Consider the following 15355-nt stretch of genomic DNA (forward strand, 5'->3'; position numbering starts at 1 on the left):
GCATCTCACACACAGTGGCAGGCAAACGGCTGAAACAGAAGTAAAAACCCCGGCGCTTTTAACAAGGGCCGGGGTTCGATGTTAGCTGTGTTTGATGAAGCGGTCGATAGTGTCATCGGGGCGCAGGGTGAGCACCTCGCAGCCATCATCGGTCACCAGCAGGGTGTGTTCCCACTGGGCGGAGTCGCCGCCATCCTTGGTGGTCACGGTCCAGCCATCCTTCGGATTGACCTTGCAGTGATACTTCTTGCTGTTGACCATCGGCTCGATGGTGAAGCACATGCCCGCTTTCAGCTCCAGCTTGCCACTGTTGCGGTAGTGGAGGATCTGCGGCTCTTCGTGGAACTCGGCGCCGATGCCGTGACCGCAGTAGTCACGCACTACGGAGAAACCGGCCTTCTCGACGATGGGCTGGATCACTGCGCCAATCTCGGTGATGCAGGCACCCGGGCGCACCTTCTTGATGGCAGCGTAGAGGCTCTCTTGCGCAACCTTGCAGAGCTGGCGGCGCAGCGGGGTGGTTTCACCCACGATGAACATGGCCGAGGTATCGCCGTGGTAGCCATCCTTGATGACGGTGATATCCAGGTTGATGATGTCGCCATCGCGCAGCTTCTTGTGATTCGGGATACCGTGGCAGATCACATCGTTCACCGAGGTGCAGATGGATTTGGGGAAGCCGTGGTAGTTGAGCGGAGCTGGAACCGCCTGTTGTACGTCGACAATATAGTCGTGGCAGAGGGTGTTCAGTTCGTCAGTGGTGACGCCAGCTTTGACATGGGGCGCAATCATGACCAGCACATCGGCGGCCAATTGGCCGGCAACGCGCATCTTTTCAATCTCTTCCGGTGTCTTGATTTTAATGGACATGGGATCTCTCTTGCGGCCTGCCGCTGGGCCTGCGAAGGCAGACAGGACAGGTAATGAAAAATAGATGCGTTTGCAATCAGGGCAAAATTTTATCCGCAACCCCCGCGTACTTCCAGTGTGATTGTCATCACAACGTCAAATCAGCGTCGCAGCATCTTCTGGCGGGATCCATATTTACACCTGTTTAGGGTGTCGGCCGGTGGTGTCCTGAACAAAGTTATGGTATAAAGCGCGCCGGAATGGGGAACTTGCGTCCCGATTTCATCACCCTTACTTAAACAACACACACACATCGACACATATGCCGGGGTGCCTTAACGGGTCGGTTATATGGGATGTGTGGAGGCCTAACCCCAATATAGAGGTATAAAATGGCTAAAGTTTCTATGCGCGACATGCTGCAAGCCGGCGTTCACTTCGGTCACCAGACTCGTTACTGGAACCCGAAAATGAAATCCTACATCTTCGGTGCCCGCAGCAAAGTTCACATCATCAACCTGGAAAAAACCGTTCCGATGTTTGACGATGCCATGAACTTCATCAGCTCCGTAGCTGCCAAGAAAGGCAAGGTACTGTTCGTAGGTACCAAGCGTGCCGCGTCTGAAGCCGTAAAAGAAGCCGCTGAGCGTTGCGACCAGTTCTATGTTAACCACCGCTGGCTGGGCGGCATGTTGACCAACTGGAAAACCGTTCGTCAGTCCATCAAGCGCCTGAAAGATCTGGAAACCCAGAGCCAGGACGGTACCTTCGAGAAGCTGACCAAGAAAGAGGCGCTGATGCGTACTCGCGAAATGGAAAAGCTGGAGAAGAGCCTGGGTGGTATCAAGAACATGGGCGGCCTGCCTGACGTTCTGTTCGTTGTCGATGCCGACCACGAGCACATCGCTATCAAAGAAGCCAACAACCTGGGTATCCCGGTAGTTTCCATCGTTGATACCAACTCCAACCCGGACGGCGTTGATTACGTCATCCCGGGTAACGACGACGCTATCCGTGCCGTACAGCTGTACCTGAATGCTGCTGCTGACACCGTACTGGAAGCTCGCGAGCAGGACATCGTTGTTCAAGCCGAACAAGATGGCTTCGTTGAAGCTGAGTAATTGATAAGGTCTGCAAAGCCCTTATTAACCAAGCTGATGTAATTGGTTAGCAGGGGCCCTTGTGGCCCCTGTTTCTTGTCAATTCAAGACCGAGGATACTGGACATGGCAAACATTTCTGCCGCCCTGGTAAAAGAACTGCGCGAGCGCACCGCCGCTGGCATGATGGATTGCAAAAAAGCACTGGAAGAGGCCAACGGCGATATCGAGCTGGCCATCGAGAACATGCGTAAATCCGGTCAGGCCAAAGCCGCCAAGAAAGCTGGCCGTATCGCCGCTGAAGGTGTGATTTTCGCCCGTACCGAAGGCAACGTTGCCGTCATGATCGAGCTGAACTGCGAGACTGACTTCGTTTCCAAGGATGCCGGTTTCCTGGCCATGGGTCAGAAGATCGTCGAGATCGCAGCTACCCAGAAGATCGCAGACGTTGATGCGCTGAAAGCCGCTGATTTTGGCAACGGCGAATCCGTAGAGCTGACCATCACCAACCTGATCGCCAAGATCGGTGAGAACATGAACCTGCGTCGCGTGATGCTGGTTGAAGGTGACAACCTGGGCACCTACGTTCACGGTTCCCGCATCGGTGTTATCACCAAGCTGACCGGTGGTTCCGACGAACTGGCCAAAGATCTGGCCATGCACGTTGCAGCCAACAGCCCGCAATTCGTCAAGCCTGAAGATGTATCTGCTGAAGTCGTTGCCAAAGAGCGCGAAATCCAGATCGACATCGCCATCAACTCCGGCAAGCCGAAAGAGATCGCCGAGAAGATGGTTGAAGGTCGCATGAAGAAGTTCACCGGTGAGGTTTCCCTGACTGGTCAGCCGTTCGTGAAAGATCCTTCCATGACTGTTGCCGAGCTGCTGAAGAAAGAAGGCGCTGACGTTGTCTCCTTCACCCGTTTCGAAGTGGGCGAAGGCATCGAGAAGCAAGAGACCGATTTCGCTGCTGAAGTTGCAGCCCAAATCGCGGCCGCTCAAAAGGCCTAATCGAACCGGTTTTTCCGTTTCCCCAGACCGCGACTTATGTCGCGGTCTTTATATGACCAGGAATCAGTGACATGAGTACCAATCCCAAACCTGCATACAGACGTGTTCTTCTGAAGTTGAGTGGTGAAGCCCTGCAAGGATCCGAGGGTTTCGGCATTGATCCGGCAGTGCTGGAGCGGATGGCCCAAGAGATCAAAGAGCTGGTTGAGCTGGGTGTTCAGGTCGGTCTGGTCATCGGTGGCGGCAACCTGTTCCGTGGTGCCGGTCTTGCCAAGGCGGGCATGAACCGCGTGGTGGGCGACCACATGGGTATGCTGGCAACCGTGATGAACGGTCTGGCCATGCGTGATGCTCTGCATCGTGCTTATGTGAATGCCCGTCTGATGTCTGCCATTTCCCTGCAAGGGGTTTGTGATTCCTACAGCTGGGCCGAGGCAATCAGCCAGCTGCGTGCAGGCAAAGTGGTGATCTTCTCTGCCGGTACTGGCAACCCCTTCTTCACTACCGATTCTGCGGCTTGCCTGCGCGGGATCGAGATCGAAGCCGATGTAGTGCTCAAGGCCACCAAGGTTGATGGTGTATACAACGAAGATCCAGTCAAGAATCCGGATGCCGTGCTGTACCATGAATTGAGTTATGATGAAGTTCTTGAAAAAGAGCTCAAGGTGATGGATCTTGCTGCTTTTACTCTGGCACGTGACCATGATCTGCCGATCCGGGTGTTCAACATGAACAAGCCGGGCGCTTTGCGCCGGGTTATCATGGGTGAGCCGGAAGGTACCCTGATCCATTACGTCAGCAAATAATATAGATGCGAGCCGCATGGCGGCTCGTTCGCCAAAAGGAAAACCGCTGTGATCAACGAGATTAAAAACGACGCCAAGGAGCGTATGGGCAAGAGTGTCGAATCACTCAAGACCCAGATGTCCAAGATCCGTACTGGCCGTGCTCACCCGAGCCTGCTCGACGGCATCCAGGTTGAGTATTACGGTGCTGCCACTCCGCTGAAACAGTTGGCCAACGTCGTGGCAGAAGATGCTCGCACCCTCTCCATCTCCATTTTTGACCGCTCCATGATCCAGGCGGTAGAGAAGGCGATCCTGACCTCCGATCTGGGCCTGAACCCCTCCAGCAATGGCCAGACCCTGCGCGTGCCGCTGCCGCCGCTGACCGAAGAGCGCCGTCGCGACCTGACCAAGATCGTCCGTGCCGAAGCGGAAAACGCCCGTGTTGCCGTGCGCAACATTCGCCGCGATGCCAACGCCGACCTGAAAGCGCTGCTGAAGGACAAAGAGATCTCCGAAGACGACGACCGTCGCGCCCAGGAAGAGATCCAGAAACTGACTGACTCCTACATCAAGCTGGTCGATGAGGCCCTTGCCGTAAAGGAGAAGGAGCTAATGGAAATCTAACCGTCTGAAAGGTATATTACGAGCGCCGTGTAGTGCCCCTGCACGGCGCTTTTGTCTTTGTGGGAGAAAACCATGTCGCTTTTGGCTGCGTTGGGTGATTGTGCCAACTCGTCTTTACCCCGTCACGTCGCCATCATCATGGATGGTAACGGTCGCTGGGCCCAGAACCGAGGCAAGATGCGGGTTTATGGCCACAAGGCGGGCGTCAAGTCAGTGCGCGAGGCCGTTACCTTTGCTGCGCGAGCCAAGATCGAGGCATTGACCCTGTTTGCATTCTCCAGCGAAAACTGGCGTCGTCCGGAAGGGGAAGTCAGCGCCTTGATGGAGCTGTTCATTACCGTGCTGGGCCGCGAGGTGAACAAACTTCACAGTCACGGGATCCGGCTCAGGGTGATTGGCGATACCGCTCGCTTCAGTGATCGGTTGCAGGCCAAAATCGCCAAGGCGGAAGCCTTGACCGCCAATAACAAGGGATTGACCCTGAATATTGCGGCCAACTATGGCGGCCAGTGGGATATCGCTCAGGCGGCTCGCAAGCTGGCCCGCGCGGTTGTTGCCGGTGAACTGGCCGCCGATGACATCGATGAATCCATGCTTGGTCGCGAAGTGTGTATGGCCGACCTGCCGCCGGTGGACCTCCTGATCCGCACCGGTGGTGACCATCGCATCAGCAACTTTGTATTATGGCAGCTCGCCTATGCCGAGCTCTACTTTACCCCGGTGTTGTGGCCCGATTTCAACGAGGCCGAGTTCAGTGAGGCCGTTGCCTCCTTTGTTGCCCGCGAACGCCGCTTCGGCTGCACGGGTGAACAGATCCGGGAATTGATCGCCGAGCAGCAGACCGGCTAAACCCCGCTCCCAAGAGAGAGGTTTCTTTTGCTAAAACAACGAATTATTACTGCTTTGATGTTGATCCCCCTGGTATTGGGGGCGCTTTTCTTTCTGCCATTGAAGTTTTTTGCCCTGTTGGCTGCGCTGGTCTTTTTGCTGGCCAGCCGTGAATGGAGCGGCTTTGTCTCTGCCGCCCCGCAACAATGGTTACCCATCGTATTCTGCCTGTTGCTCGGGGCAAGCCTGTTCTGGTTGCCGGTGGAGCAGCTCTGGACTCCCCATCTGCATCCGCTGGTGATGGGCGTGCTCTGGACCGCGGTAAGCTGGTGGCTGCTGGGTCTGCTGCTGGTGCTGCGCTATCCCCAGAGCGCCAAGCTGTGGAAGGAGTCAATCTGGCTCAAGTCCCTGTTTGGTCTGGTGACCCTGGTTCCCTTCTTCTGGTCGCTGGTCGCCATTCGTGGTTACAACTTTTACCATGACCCCATGATGGGAGCCTGGATCCTGCTCTTCGTCATGGGGCTGGTCTGGGCGGCAGATTCTGGCGCGTATTTTTTTGGCAGGGCGTTTGGTAAACACAAGCTGGCACCGGCCGTCAGTCCGGGCAAAACCATTGAAGGGATGTGCGGTGGGCTCTTTACCGCCAGCCTGCTGGCCATCGGCGTCACCTGGTCGATGGGATTTGTTCCTGCCAAGATGATCACCGTGCTGTTTTGCTCTCTGCTGGCGGTGCTAGCCTCCGTACTCGGCGATCTGACCGAAAGCATGTTCAAGCGCGAGGCGGGCATCAAGGACTCCGGCACCCTGTTGCCGGGTCATGGCGGCATTCTCGACCGGATCGACAGCCTGACCGCCGCCCTGCCGGTGTTTCTGCTCAGTTATCTGCTACTCAGTCAGGAGTTTTGATGCACAAGTCACTGGTTATTCTGGGGGCCTCTGGCTCCATTGGTCAGAGTACCTTGAAAGTGCTGCGCCATAACCCGGGCAGTTGGCAAGTATTGGCGTTGACCGCCGCCCGCAACGTGGATGCCATGTTGCGGGACTGCCTCGAATTCTCCCCCCGTTTTGCCGTGATGGTCGATGAGGATGCCGCCCGTGAACTGGCTGCCCGTCTGAAAGCGCACGGCAGTGCGACCCGGGTCATGTCTGGTGCAGCAGCCCTCTGCGAGGTTGCCGCTCACCCCGACGCCCATAGCGTGATGGCCGCCATTGTGGGGGCGGCCGGACTGGCCCCGACCATGGCTGCGGTTCGTGCCGGAAAGCGTATTTTGCTGGCCAACAAGGAGGCGCTGGTGATGTCCGGTGCTTTCTTCATGGAGGCCGTGCGCGAGCATGGCGCCGAGCTGCTACCCATCGACAGCGAACACAATGCGATCTTCCAGTGTCTGCCGACTGCCGTGCAGCGCCAGCCCGGTTTTTGCGATCTGGCGGCGGCGGGGATCAGCAAGATTTTGCTGACCGGTTCCGGCGGTCCGTTCCGTTACACCGAGATCAGCGAGCTGGCGAAGGTGACGCCGGCGCAGGCCATCGCTCATCCCAACTGGTCGATGGGGGCCAAGATTTCGGTCGACTCCGCCACCATGATCAACAAGGGGCTGGAGTACATCGAGGCGCGCTGGTTGTTCAATGCGGCGCCCGAGCAGATCCAGGTGGTGATCCACCCGCAGTCGGTGATCCACTCCATGGTGCAGTATAAGGATGGCTCCGTGCTGGCCCAGCTTGGCAATCCGGATATGTGTACCCCCATCGCCCATGCGCTGGCTTATCCCAATCGCATCCCCTCCAGTGTGGAACCTTTGGATTTCTTCAGTGTCGGAGAGTTCAGCTTTATCCGGCCTGATTATGATCGCTACCCCTGTCTGGCGCTGGCCATCAATGCCTGCCAGAAGGGACAAGCGGCGACCACTGCGCTCAATGCGGCCAACGAGGAGGCGGTTGCCGCCTTCCTGGCCGGGCGCATCGGTTTTATGGATATTGCCCGGATCAACGAGGCAGTGATGCTGGCGCTGGAGAGCAGCGCCGTCGGCTCGCTCGATGATCTGTTTGCCCTGGACGGTGCGGCAAGAGCCCGTGCTCACACTTTGATTGAGGAGCTTGGCTGATGGGCGGTGTGTTGTGGAATATCGGTGCTTTTGTTGTTGCGCTGGGCCTGCTGGTCGCGGTGCACGAGTTTGGTCACTTCTGGGTGGCCCGTCGTTGTGGCGTCAAGGTTGAGCGCTTCTCCATCGGTTTTGGCAAGGCGATCTGGCGCCGGATGGGTAAAGATGGCACCGAATATGTGCTGGCGCTGATCCCGCTCGGTGGTTACGTCAAGATGCTCGATGGCCGGGTCGATGAACTCAAGCCCGGTGACGAGCAGTATGCCTTCAACCACAAGAGTGTCTGGGCGCGGATGGCGATTGTCGCCGCAGGTCCCATGGCCAACTTCGTCTTTGCCCTGTTTGCCCTCTGGCTGATGTTTATCATCGGGGTGCCGAGCGTCAAGCCGGTGATCGGTGAAGTGCGTCCGGCATCCATCGTGGCCGAGGCGGGTGTGCTGCCCGGGATGGAGATTGTCGGGGTCGGCGATGAGCTGACCGGTGACTGGGAGAGCGTCACCTACGCTCTTATAAGTCATCTGGGTGATGATGCAGTGACTCTCAAGGTGCAGGCACCCAATACCAGCTATGCCACCGATAAAACCTTGTCGCTGACCGGCTGGACCTTCGATCCGGATAAAGAGTCGCCTATCGGCAGCTTGGGGATCGTCCCCCTGAGTGGCAAAGTGCTGCCAGTCGTGGCTGCAGTGGTGGCCAAGAGTGCCAGTGAAAAGGCGGGGCTGCAGGTCGGTGACCGTATCAAACAGGTCGGCGATCAGCCTATTACCGCGTGGGCCCAGTTTGTCGAACTGGTGCAGCAGGCACCGGGCGAACCCCTTCAAGTGGTGGTTGAGCGCAACAACAGTGATCTCAACGTGACCCTGACCCCGGATAGCCGCAAGGTGCAGGGCAAGCTGGTGGGATTCGTCGGTCTCTCACCGCAACTGGTTCCATTACCGGATGAATATCGAATTCTGTTACAGTATGGGCCTTTGCAGGCGCTGTGGCATGGCGCGGACAAAACCTGGAGCCTGATCACGCTCACCTTTGACATGATTGGCAAGTTGATTGGTGGCATCGTGTCGCTGGACAACCTGAGTGGCCCCATCTCCATTGCCAAGGGCGCCGGCAGCAGTGCCGACTATGGTCTGGTCTATTTCTTGAGTTTTCTGGCGCTGATCAGCGTCAATCTGGGGATTATCAATCTGTTCCCCCTGCCGGTGCTTGATGGTGGCCATCTGGTCTATTTCCTGATCGAAGCGGTCACCGGCAAGCCGGTATCAGAGAAAATACAGGAAGTGGGTTTCAGGATCGGTGCCGCCATTCTGATGTTATTGATGGGCATTGCGCTGTTTAACGATTTCGCTCGCCTCTGAGGCCAGAGCATCAACAAGGACACATAAGAACAAAATGGCTGTTAAAAAAGCATTGGTGTTGAGTTGCCTGCTGGGTGCCAGTTTCCTGGCCCAGGCGGCCCCTGCCTCTTTTGTGGTGCAAGATATCCAGGTCGAAGGTCTGCAACGGGTGACCCTGGGTGCCGCACTGTTGAACCTGCCGATCCGGGTCGGTGATACCGTCGACTCCGTGGCTCTGGCCAGCGCCATCAAAAAGCTCTATGCCTCGGGTAACTTCGAGGATGTGAAGGTTTACCGTGATGGCCAGGTGCTGCAGGTGATGGTCAAGGAGCGTCCAACCATCTCCAGCATCGAGTTTGCCGGCAACAAGGATATCAAAGAGGAGCAACTGACCCAGAGTCTGGAGTCCTCCGGTATTCGTGTGGGTGATCCGCTGGATCGCACCGTACTCACTTCCCTCGAGAAGGGACTGGAAGATTTCTACTATGGCGTGGGTAAATACTCCGCCAAGGTCAAGGCCATCGTCACCCCGTTGCCGCGCAACCGGGTCGACCTCAAGTTCACCTTCGTGGAAGGGGAAGCGGCCAAGATCCAGCAGATCAACATCGTCGGCAACAGCGTCTTCCCTGAAGAGAAGCTGATTGCCCAGCTCTCCCTGCGCGACGAAGTGCCCTGGTGGAACTTCACCGCCGATCAGCGCTATCAGAAGCAGAAACTGGCCGGTGATATCGAGACCCTGCGCTCCTACTACATGGACCGCGGCTATATCCGCTTCCAGCAGGAGTCTACCCAGGTCTCCATGACCCCCGACAAGAAGGGCGTCTACGTCACGCTCAACATCAAGGAAGGGGATCAGTACAAGGTCTCCGGCGTCCAGCTCAAGGGTGACCTGATCGATCGCAGTGGCGAGATGAAGGGATTGATCCCGATTGCTGCCGGCAGCACCTACTCTGCCAGTCAGGTGACTCATACCGAAGAGGTGCTCTCCAAGTTCCTCGGCCGTTACGGTTATGCCTATCCGAAAGTGGTCACCTTCCCGAAGGTCAATGACAAGACCAAGGAAGTGGAGCTGATCGTCAACGTTGAGCCGGGCCCCCGTGTCTATGTGCGCAACATCAACTTCAGCGGTAACGCAACCACCGAAGATCAGGTGTTGCGTCGCGAGATGCGCCAGATGGAAGGCACCTGGCTCTCCTCCGACAATATCGAGCAGTCCAAGAGCCGTCTCAACCGCCTTGGCTACTTCGAGAGCGTTGAAGTGGACACCAAACGGGTGCCGGGCAACGATGACCTGGTTGACCTCGACTTCAAGGTCAAGGAGCAGCCAGCGGGTTCCATCAATGCCGGTATCGGTTACGGTACCGAGTCGGGTCTGAGCCTGCAGGCGGGGATCTCCCAGGACAACTTTATGGGTACCGGTAAAAAGGTCTCCATCAATGCCAGCACCAACGACTACTCCAAGAACGTTGACCTGAGCTACAACGACCCCTACTTCACCGTGGATGGTGTCAGCCTGGGTGGTCGGGTCTACTACAACCAGTTCCGCGCCGATGATGCCGATATCGTCGATTACGAGAACGAAACCATCGGTTTCCGTCTCTCCAGCGGCTTCCCGGTCAACGAGTTCAACCGTCTCGACTTCAGTACCGGTATCGAGAGCACCAAGCTGAGCCGTCCGTCATTCAATGCCCAGAACTATCAGGAGTGTCTGAAGGACAATCCGGATACTGATGGCAATACCTACTGCTGGGATCAGTGGAATGATAACCGCCAGTCGGTACAGATGGATCAGTTCTGGAATGCTTACTCACAGGATGGTTCCAACCTCGACTTTGTGACCGTTGATGTCACCGCTGGCTGGACCCGCTCTACCCTGAACAAGGGGATGTTCCCGACTTCTGGCGATCGTCAGCGTATCAACGCCAAGGTGACCGTGCCGGGCATGGAGCTGCAGTACTACAAGCTCTCTGCCGAAGATGCCCACTACTTCCCGCTCGATGCGGATCACAGTTGGGTAATGATCGGCAAGGGTCGTGTCTCCTACGGTAACGGCTATGGCGATGACTCCATGCTGCCGTTCTTCGAGAACTACTATGCCGGTGGTTTCGATACGGTGCGTGGTTTCAAGAGCAATACCATTGGTCCCAAGGCGATCTACAAGACCTACAACAAGCCGGGTGCTGGTAGTTGCACGGGTTCTCAGCCGTGTGAAACTGGCTACTACGAAGGTTCCGACACCTCGGTGGGTGGTAACGCTCTGGCCGTCGCTTCACTGGAGCTGGTCTTCCCGACCCCGTTCGTCTCCGAGACCTATCGTCCGCAGATCCGTTCCACCGTCTTTATGGACGCAGGTACCGTCTGGAGCACCGATTTTGCCAACGGAGCATATCCTTGCGCCGCCGGTTCTGATTGCAACTATCTGAGCCAGGACTACTCCAACCCGGGCAATATCCGGGTCTCTGCCGGTGTCTCCCTGCAGTGGCTCTCGCCGATGGGGCCGCTGGTGTTCGCCTTGGCCAAGCCGATCAAGAAATATGAAGGGGATCGCACCGAGTTCTTCTCCTTCAACATCGGTCGTACTTTCTAAGCAGAGTTTCGCCCCCACCCATGCGGTGGGGGTCTTCAATGATGGGACGCGCGGTATGCGTGCCTCACCAGGTAACAAGACGGTCCTAACGCCGCTTGCATAATCGGGTAAATCAGGTAGCCCTCGCCATGAGGGAACAAGGAGTAAGTGTGAATAAAGCGTTGAAAGTAGCTGGTTTGAGCTTTGCACTGATGGCTGCCGGCATGGGTTCTGCCTTCGCTGAGACCAAGATCGCCGTGGTGGATATGGGCGAAGTCTTCCAAAAGCTGCCCCAGCGTGAAGCCGTTGCAGCCAAGCTGAAAGGTGAATTCGAGCCGCGCATGCGTGAGCTGCAGAAGCTGGAACAGGAAGGCCAGAAGCTGGTCGAGAAGTTCCGCAAGGATGAAGCCTTCATGAGCGCCGAGCAGAAGAAGCAGAACCAGGAGAAGCTGGCCAAGCTGCAGATGGAGTTCAACCAGAAGCGTCAAGCCTTTGAGCAGGACAACGGCCGCCGTCAGTCCGAAGAGCGCAACAAGATCCTGACCAAGGTGCAGGCTGCCATCGATTCCATCGCCAAGAGCAATGGTTACGATCTGGTGCTGGAGCGCAATGCCGCCCCGTATGCCGCCAGCAAGCTGGACATCTCCGGCCAGGTTATTTCTCAGGTAAGCAAGAGCAACTAATTGATGGCATTCACTCTCGCACAGCTGGCCCAGCAACTGGGGGCCCAGGTCCATGGCGACGGAACCCTGGAAATCCGCAAGGTAGCGACACTGGAAAAGGCCGGGGAGGGGGATATTACCTTCCTGTCCAACAAGAAGTACCGGCACTATCTGGAGCAGAGCAAGGCGACCGCCGTGCTCATTACCGAAGCGGATCTGCCATTTTGTCCCACCAATGCCCTGGTGCTCAAAGACCCCTATGTGGGCTTTGCCCGGGTAGCCCAACTGCTGGACACCACCCCGCAGCCGGCCACGGATATCCATCCGAGCGCCGTTATCGCGGCTGACGTGCAACTGGGCGAGAGAGTGGCCATCGGCGCCAATGCAGTGATCGAATCCGGCGTCGTGCTGGGTGACGATGTACGCATTGGTCCGGGCTGTTTTGTTGGCAAAAATACCCGGCTGGGAGCCCGCTCCCGGCTGTGGGCCAACGTCACCCTCTATCACAATGTGACCATGGGCACCGACTGTCTGGTTCAATCCGGCACAGTGATCGGCGCCGATGGTTTCGGTTATGCCAACGAGCGTGGCGAGTGGATCAAGATCCCCCAGCTCGGCGGTGTGACCATTGGCAACCGGGTCGAGATCGGTGCCTGTACCACCATTGACCGCGGTGCGCTGGAAGATACCCGCATCGCTGACAACGTCATCATCGACAACCAGTGCCAGATCGCCCACAACGTGGAGATCGGTTACGGCACCGCCGTGGCGGGTTCCACCGTGATGGCTGGTAGTCTCAAGGTCGGCAAATACTGTATCATTGGCGGCGCTTCCGTCTTTAACGGGCATATGGAGATCTGCGACCAGGCCACCGTTACCGGTATGGCCATGGTGATGCGACCCATTACCGAGCCCGGTGTCTACTCTTCCGGCATCCCTCTGCAAACCAATAAAGAGTGGCGCAAGACCGCCGCCCGGGTGATGCGTATCGAAGAGATGCACAAGCGGTTAAGCAAGCTTGAGAAGAAGCTGGATCAAGAATAATCACGATTGGTATAGGGTACTGTTTTGACTACTGAAAAGAAGAGCCTGGGTATCCAGGAAATCATGGATCTGCTGCCCCACCGTTATCCGTTCCTGATGGTGGATCGGGTGGAAAACTACGAGATCAGCGATGAGCGCAAAACTCTGCGCGCCATCAAGAACGTCTCGTTCAACGAGCCGATCTTCCAGGGGCACTTCCCGGCCAAGCCGGTGTTCCCAGGGGTACTGATCCTGGAAGCGATGGCACAGGCCACCGGTATCCTGGCATTTACCATGGTGGGCAAACCGTCTCCCAATGAACTCTACTATTTTGCCTCAATCGACAACGCTCGCTTCAAGCGTCCGGTCGGCCCCGGTGATCAACTGGTGCTCGACGTGGAGTTCCTGAAAGAGCGTCGCGGTATTGCCAAGTTCACCGGTGTCGCTACCGTCGACGGTGAAGTGGTCTGTACCGCCGAGCTGATGTGCGCCAAACGCGAGGTTTAACACACGTGATCGACCAGACTGCCATCATTCACGATACAGCCATCGTCCATGAGTCTGCCGTGATCGGTAAAGGGGTTGAAATCGGCCCCTTTTCTGTCATCGGCGCCGAGGTGGAAATCGGTGACAACACCTGGGTAGGTTCCCATGTGGTGATCAAGGGCCCGACCAAGATTGGTCGCGGCAACAAGATCTTCCAGCACACCTCCATCGGTGAGGATTGCCAGGACAAGAAGTACGCCGGTGAGCGCACTTTCCTCGAGATTGGCGACAACAACGTCATTCGCGAGAACTGCACCTTCCACCGCGGTACCATTCAGGATCAATCCCTGACCAAGGTGGGCAGCGGCAACCTGTTCATGGTCAACGTCCACGTTGCCCACGACTGCATCATTGGTGACAACTGCATCTTCGCCAACAACGCGACCCTGGCTGGCCACGTGGTGATCGGTGACTTCGTGATCTTTGGTGGTCTCTCCGCCATTCACCAGTTCGGCCGCGTCGGTTCCCACGCCTTCGTCGGTGGCTGCGCCGCCCTGAACAAGGACGTACCGCCTTACGTGATGGCTGCCGGCAACTACGCCAAGCCGTTCGGGGTGAACTCCGAAGGTCTGCGTCGCCGCGGTTTCAGCGCCGAGGCCATCTCTGCCGTCAAGCGTGCCTACAAAGAGATCTTCCGCTCCGGCAAGACCATCGAAGAGGTGCTGCCGGTGCTGATCGAGATGGCGCAAGCCGAGCCGGCCGTCCAGCTCTATGTGGACTTCCTCAAAGACAACGAGCGCGGGATCATCCGTGCCTGATCCGGTTCGTATCGGTATCGTCGCCGGAGAGGTCTCCGGCGACATTCTGGCTGCCGGTCTGGTGCGCGAGCTGCAAGTCCGTTACCCGGACGCGCAGTTCGAAGGGATCGCCGGGCCGCGCATGCAGGCTCTGGGCGTCAAGGCCCTGTTCGAGATGGAAGAGCTCTCCGTCATGGGGATCACCGAGGTGCTGGGGCGTCTGCCGCGCATCCTCAAGGTTCGTCGCGAACTGCTGCGCCACTTTATTGCCAATCCGCCCGATATCTTCATCGGCGTGGATGCACCAGATTTCAATATCGGAGTGGAGCTGAAACTGCGCCGCGCCGGTATCAAGACGGTTCACTATGTCAGCCCCTCTGTGTGGGCCTGGCGCCAGAACCGCATTCACAAGATCAAGGCCGCCACCGACATGGTGCTCGCCTTCCTGCCCTTCGAGAAAGCCTTCTACGACCGCTTCGACGCCCCTTGCCGTTTTGTCGGTCACACCATGGCGGATGATATTCCGTTGGTGCCGGATCAGGCAGCCGTACGTCGCAATCTCGGTATCAATGCCAATCGCCGCTGGCTGGCAGTGCTGCCGGGCAGCCGCACCGCAGAAGTGGGCTTTATGTCTCCCCTGTTTCTCGAGGCATGCAAACACCTGACGGTGCGCTATCCGGATCTCGGCTTCATCGTGCCGCTGGTCAACCAGAAACGGCGTGAGCAGTTTATGGCCATCAAGGCCGAGGTAGCGCCGGGTCTCGACATGGTGCTGCTGGAAGGGCAGGGCCGCGAGGCGATGATCGCCGCCGACGTGGTGATGCTGGCCTCTGGCACCGCAGCGCTCGAAGCCATGCTGGTGAAAAAGCCGATGGTGGTGGGCTACAAGCTCAAGCCCTTCAGCTACTGGCTGGCCCAGCGACTGGTGAAGACCGAATTTGTCTCTCTGCCCAACCTGCTCGCCGGTCGCATGCTGGTGCCGGAACTCATCCAGCACGAGTGCACCCCGGAGAATCTGGTGGAAGAGGTGAGCAAGTACTTCGAGCACGACAACAGTGCGCTGGTCAATACCTTCACCGAGCTGCACCAGCTGATCCGCTGCAATGCCGACTCGCAGGCCGCCGATGCGGTGGCGGATCTGCTCGGCAGATAACGCTATTTCGGACCGTCGATTGCGCCGCGCTACCCGTTC

General features: G+C 57.4%; 15 protein-coding genes. 14 read left to right on the forward strand and 1 reads right to left on the reverse strand.

From position 1 onward, the window contains the following. Positions 1–81: 81 nt before the first annotated feature. Positions 82–870, reverse strand: a complete 789-nt coding sequence (gene map, locus G5182_RS12020; protein ID WP_021229216.1) for a type I methionyl aminopeptidase — start codon at positions 868–870, stop codon at positions 82–84. Positions 871–1241: 371 nt separating this feature from the next. On the opposite strand from map, the gene rpsB reads away from it, so the two are divergent. The 14 genes from rpsB to lpxB all read left to right on the forward strand — a co-directional run bounded on the left by rpsB (position 1242) and on the right by lpxB (position 15316). Next, entirely contained in the window at positions 1242–1970 is a 729-nt protein-coding gene (rpsB, locus tag G5182_RS12025) for a 30S ribosomal protein S2 (RefSeq protein WP_204385178.1), read from the forward strand. Positions 1971–2074: 104 nt separating this feature from the next. Beyond that, positions 2075–2956 (forward strand): translation elongation factor Ts, encoded by an 882-nt coding sequence (gene tsf / locus G5182_RS12030; RefSeq protein WP_005343781.1) that lies wholly within the window; start codon positions 2075–2077, stop codon positions 2954–2956. Between the two features lie 71 nt (positions 2957–3027). Next, positions 3028–3762, forward strand: a complete 735-nt coding sequence (gene pyrH, locus G5182_RS12035; protein ID WP_005343782.1) for a UMP kinase — start codon at positions 3028–3030, stop codon at positions 3760–3762. A gap of 48 nt (positions 3763–3810) precedes the next feature. Then, positions 3811–4368: a ribosome recycling factor gene (frr, locus tag G5182_RS12040; RefSeq protein WP_421172796.1), complete on the forward strand. Its 558-nt coding sequence runs from the start codon at positions 3811–3813 to the stop codon at positions 4366–4368. Between the two features lie 72 nt (positions 4369–4440). Next, on the forward strand, positions 4441–5217 hold the full coding sequence (gene uppS / locus G5182_RS12045; RefSeq protein ID WP_216951881.1) for a polyprenyl diphosphate synthase: 777 nt from the start codon (positions 4441–4443) through the stop codon (positions 5215–5217). A 27-nt stretch (positions 5218–5244) separates the two neighbouring features. Beyond that, positions 5245–6102, forward strand: coding sequence for a phosphatidate cytidylyltransferase (locus tag G5182_RS12050; protein WP_421254410.1), 858 nt, complete (start codon positions 5245–5247; stop codon positions 6100–6102). Beyond that, positions 6102–7298: a 1-deoxy-D-xylulose-5-phosphate reductoisomerase gene (gene ispC / locus G5182_RS12055; RefSeq protein ID WP_005338569.1), complete on the forward strand. Its 1197-nt coding sequence runs from the start codon at positions 6102–6104 to the stop codon at positions 7296–7298. Before G5182_RS12050 ends, ispC begins: the two co-directional genes overlap by 1 nt. Then, the gene (gene rseP, locus G5182_RS12060; RefSeq protein ID WP_266134120.1) at positions 7298–8650 is read left to right on the forward strand and encodes a sigma E protease regulator RseP; all 1353 of its coding nucleotides are present in this window, start codon (positions 7298–7300) and stop codon (positions 8648–8650) included. Before ispC ends, rseP begins: the two co-directional genes overlap by 1 nt. Positions 8651–8684: 34 nt before the next feature. Beyond that, positions 8685–11216 (forward strand): outer membrane protein assembly factor BamA, encoded by a 2532-nt coding sequence (bamA, locus tag G5182_RS12065; protein ID WP_421254411.1) that lies wholly within the window; start codon positions 8685–8687, stop codon positions 11214–11216. Positions 11217–11365: 149 nt separating this feature from the next. After that, positions 11366–11878, forward strand: a complete 513-nt coding sequence (locus tag G5182_RS12070; RefSeq protein ID WP_005338563.1) for an OmpH family outer membrane protein — start codon at positions 11366–11368, stop codon at positions 11876–11878. A 3-nt stretch (positions 11879–11881) separates the two neighbouring features. After that, entirely contained in the window at positions 11882–12901 is a 1020-nt protein-coding gene (gene lpxD / locus G5182_RS12075; protein ID WP_005338561.1) for a UDP-3-O-(3-hydroxymyristoyl)glucosamine N-acyltransferase, read from the forward strand. Positions 12902–12925: 24 nt separating this feature from the next. Further along, positions 12926–13387, forward strand: a complete 462-nt coding sequence (gene fabZ / locus G5182_RS12080) for a 3-hydroxyacyl-ACP dehydratase FabZ (RefSeq protein ID WP_184155768.1) — start codon at positions 12926–12928, stop codon at positions 13385–13387. 5 nt (positions 13388–13392) lie between these two features. Continuing rightward, positions 13393–14184 carry an acyl-ACP--UDP-N-acetylglucosamine O-acyltransferase gene (gene lpxA, locus G5182_RS12085; protein ID WP_005338557.1) on the forward strand — a complete coding sequence of 264 codons (792 nt, stop codon included), beginning with the start codon at positions 13393–13395 and terminating at the stop codon, positions 14182–14184. Beyond that, positions 14177–15316, forward strand: coding sequence for a lipid-A-disaccharide synthase (gene lpxB / locus G5182_RS12090; protein WP_216951878.1), 1140 nt, complete (start codon positions 14177–14179; stop codon positions 15314–15316). Before lpxA ends, lpxB begins: the two co-directional genes overlap by 8 nt. Positions 15317–15355 lie beyond the last annotated feature (39 nt).

The organism is Aeromonas sp. 600948, assembly GCF_049174875.1.
In the GTDB taxonomy this organism is placed as follows: domain Bacteria; phylum Pseudomonadota; class Gammaproteobacteria; order Enterobacterales; family Aeromonadaceae; genus Aeromonas; species Aeromonas veronii_A.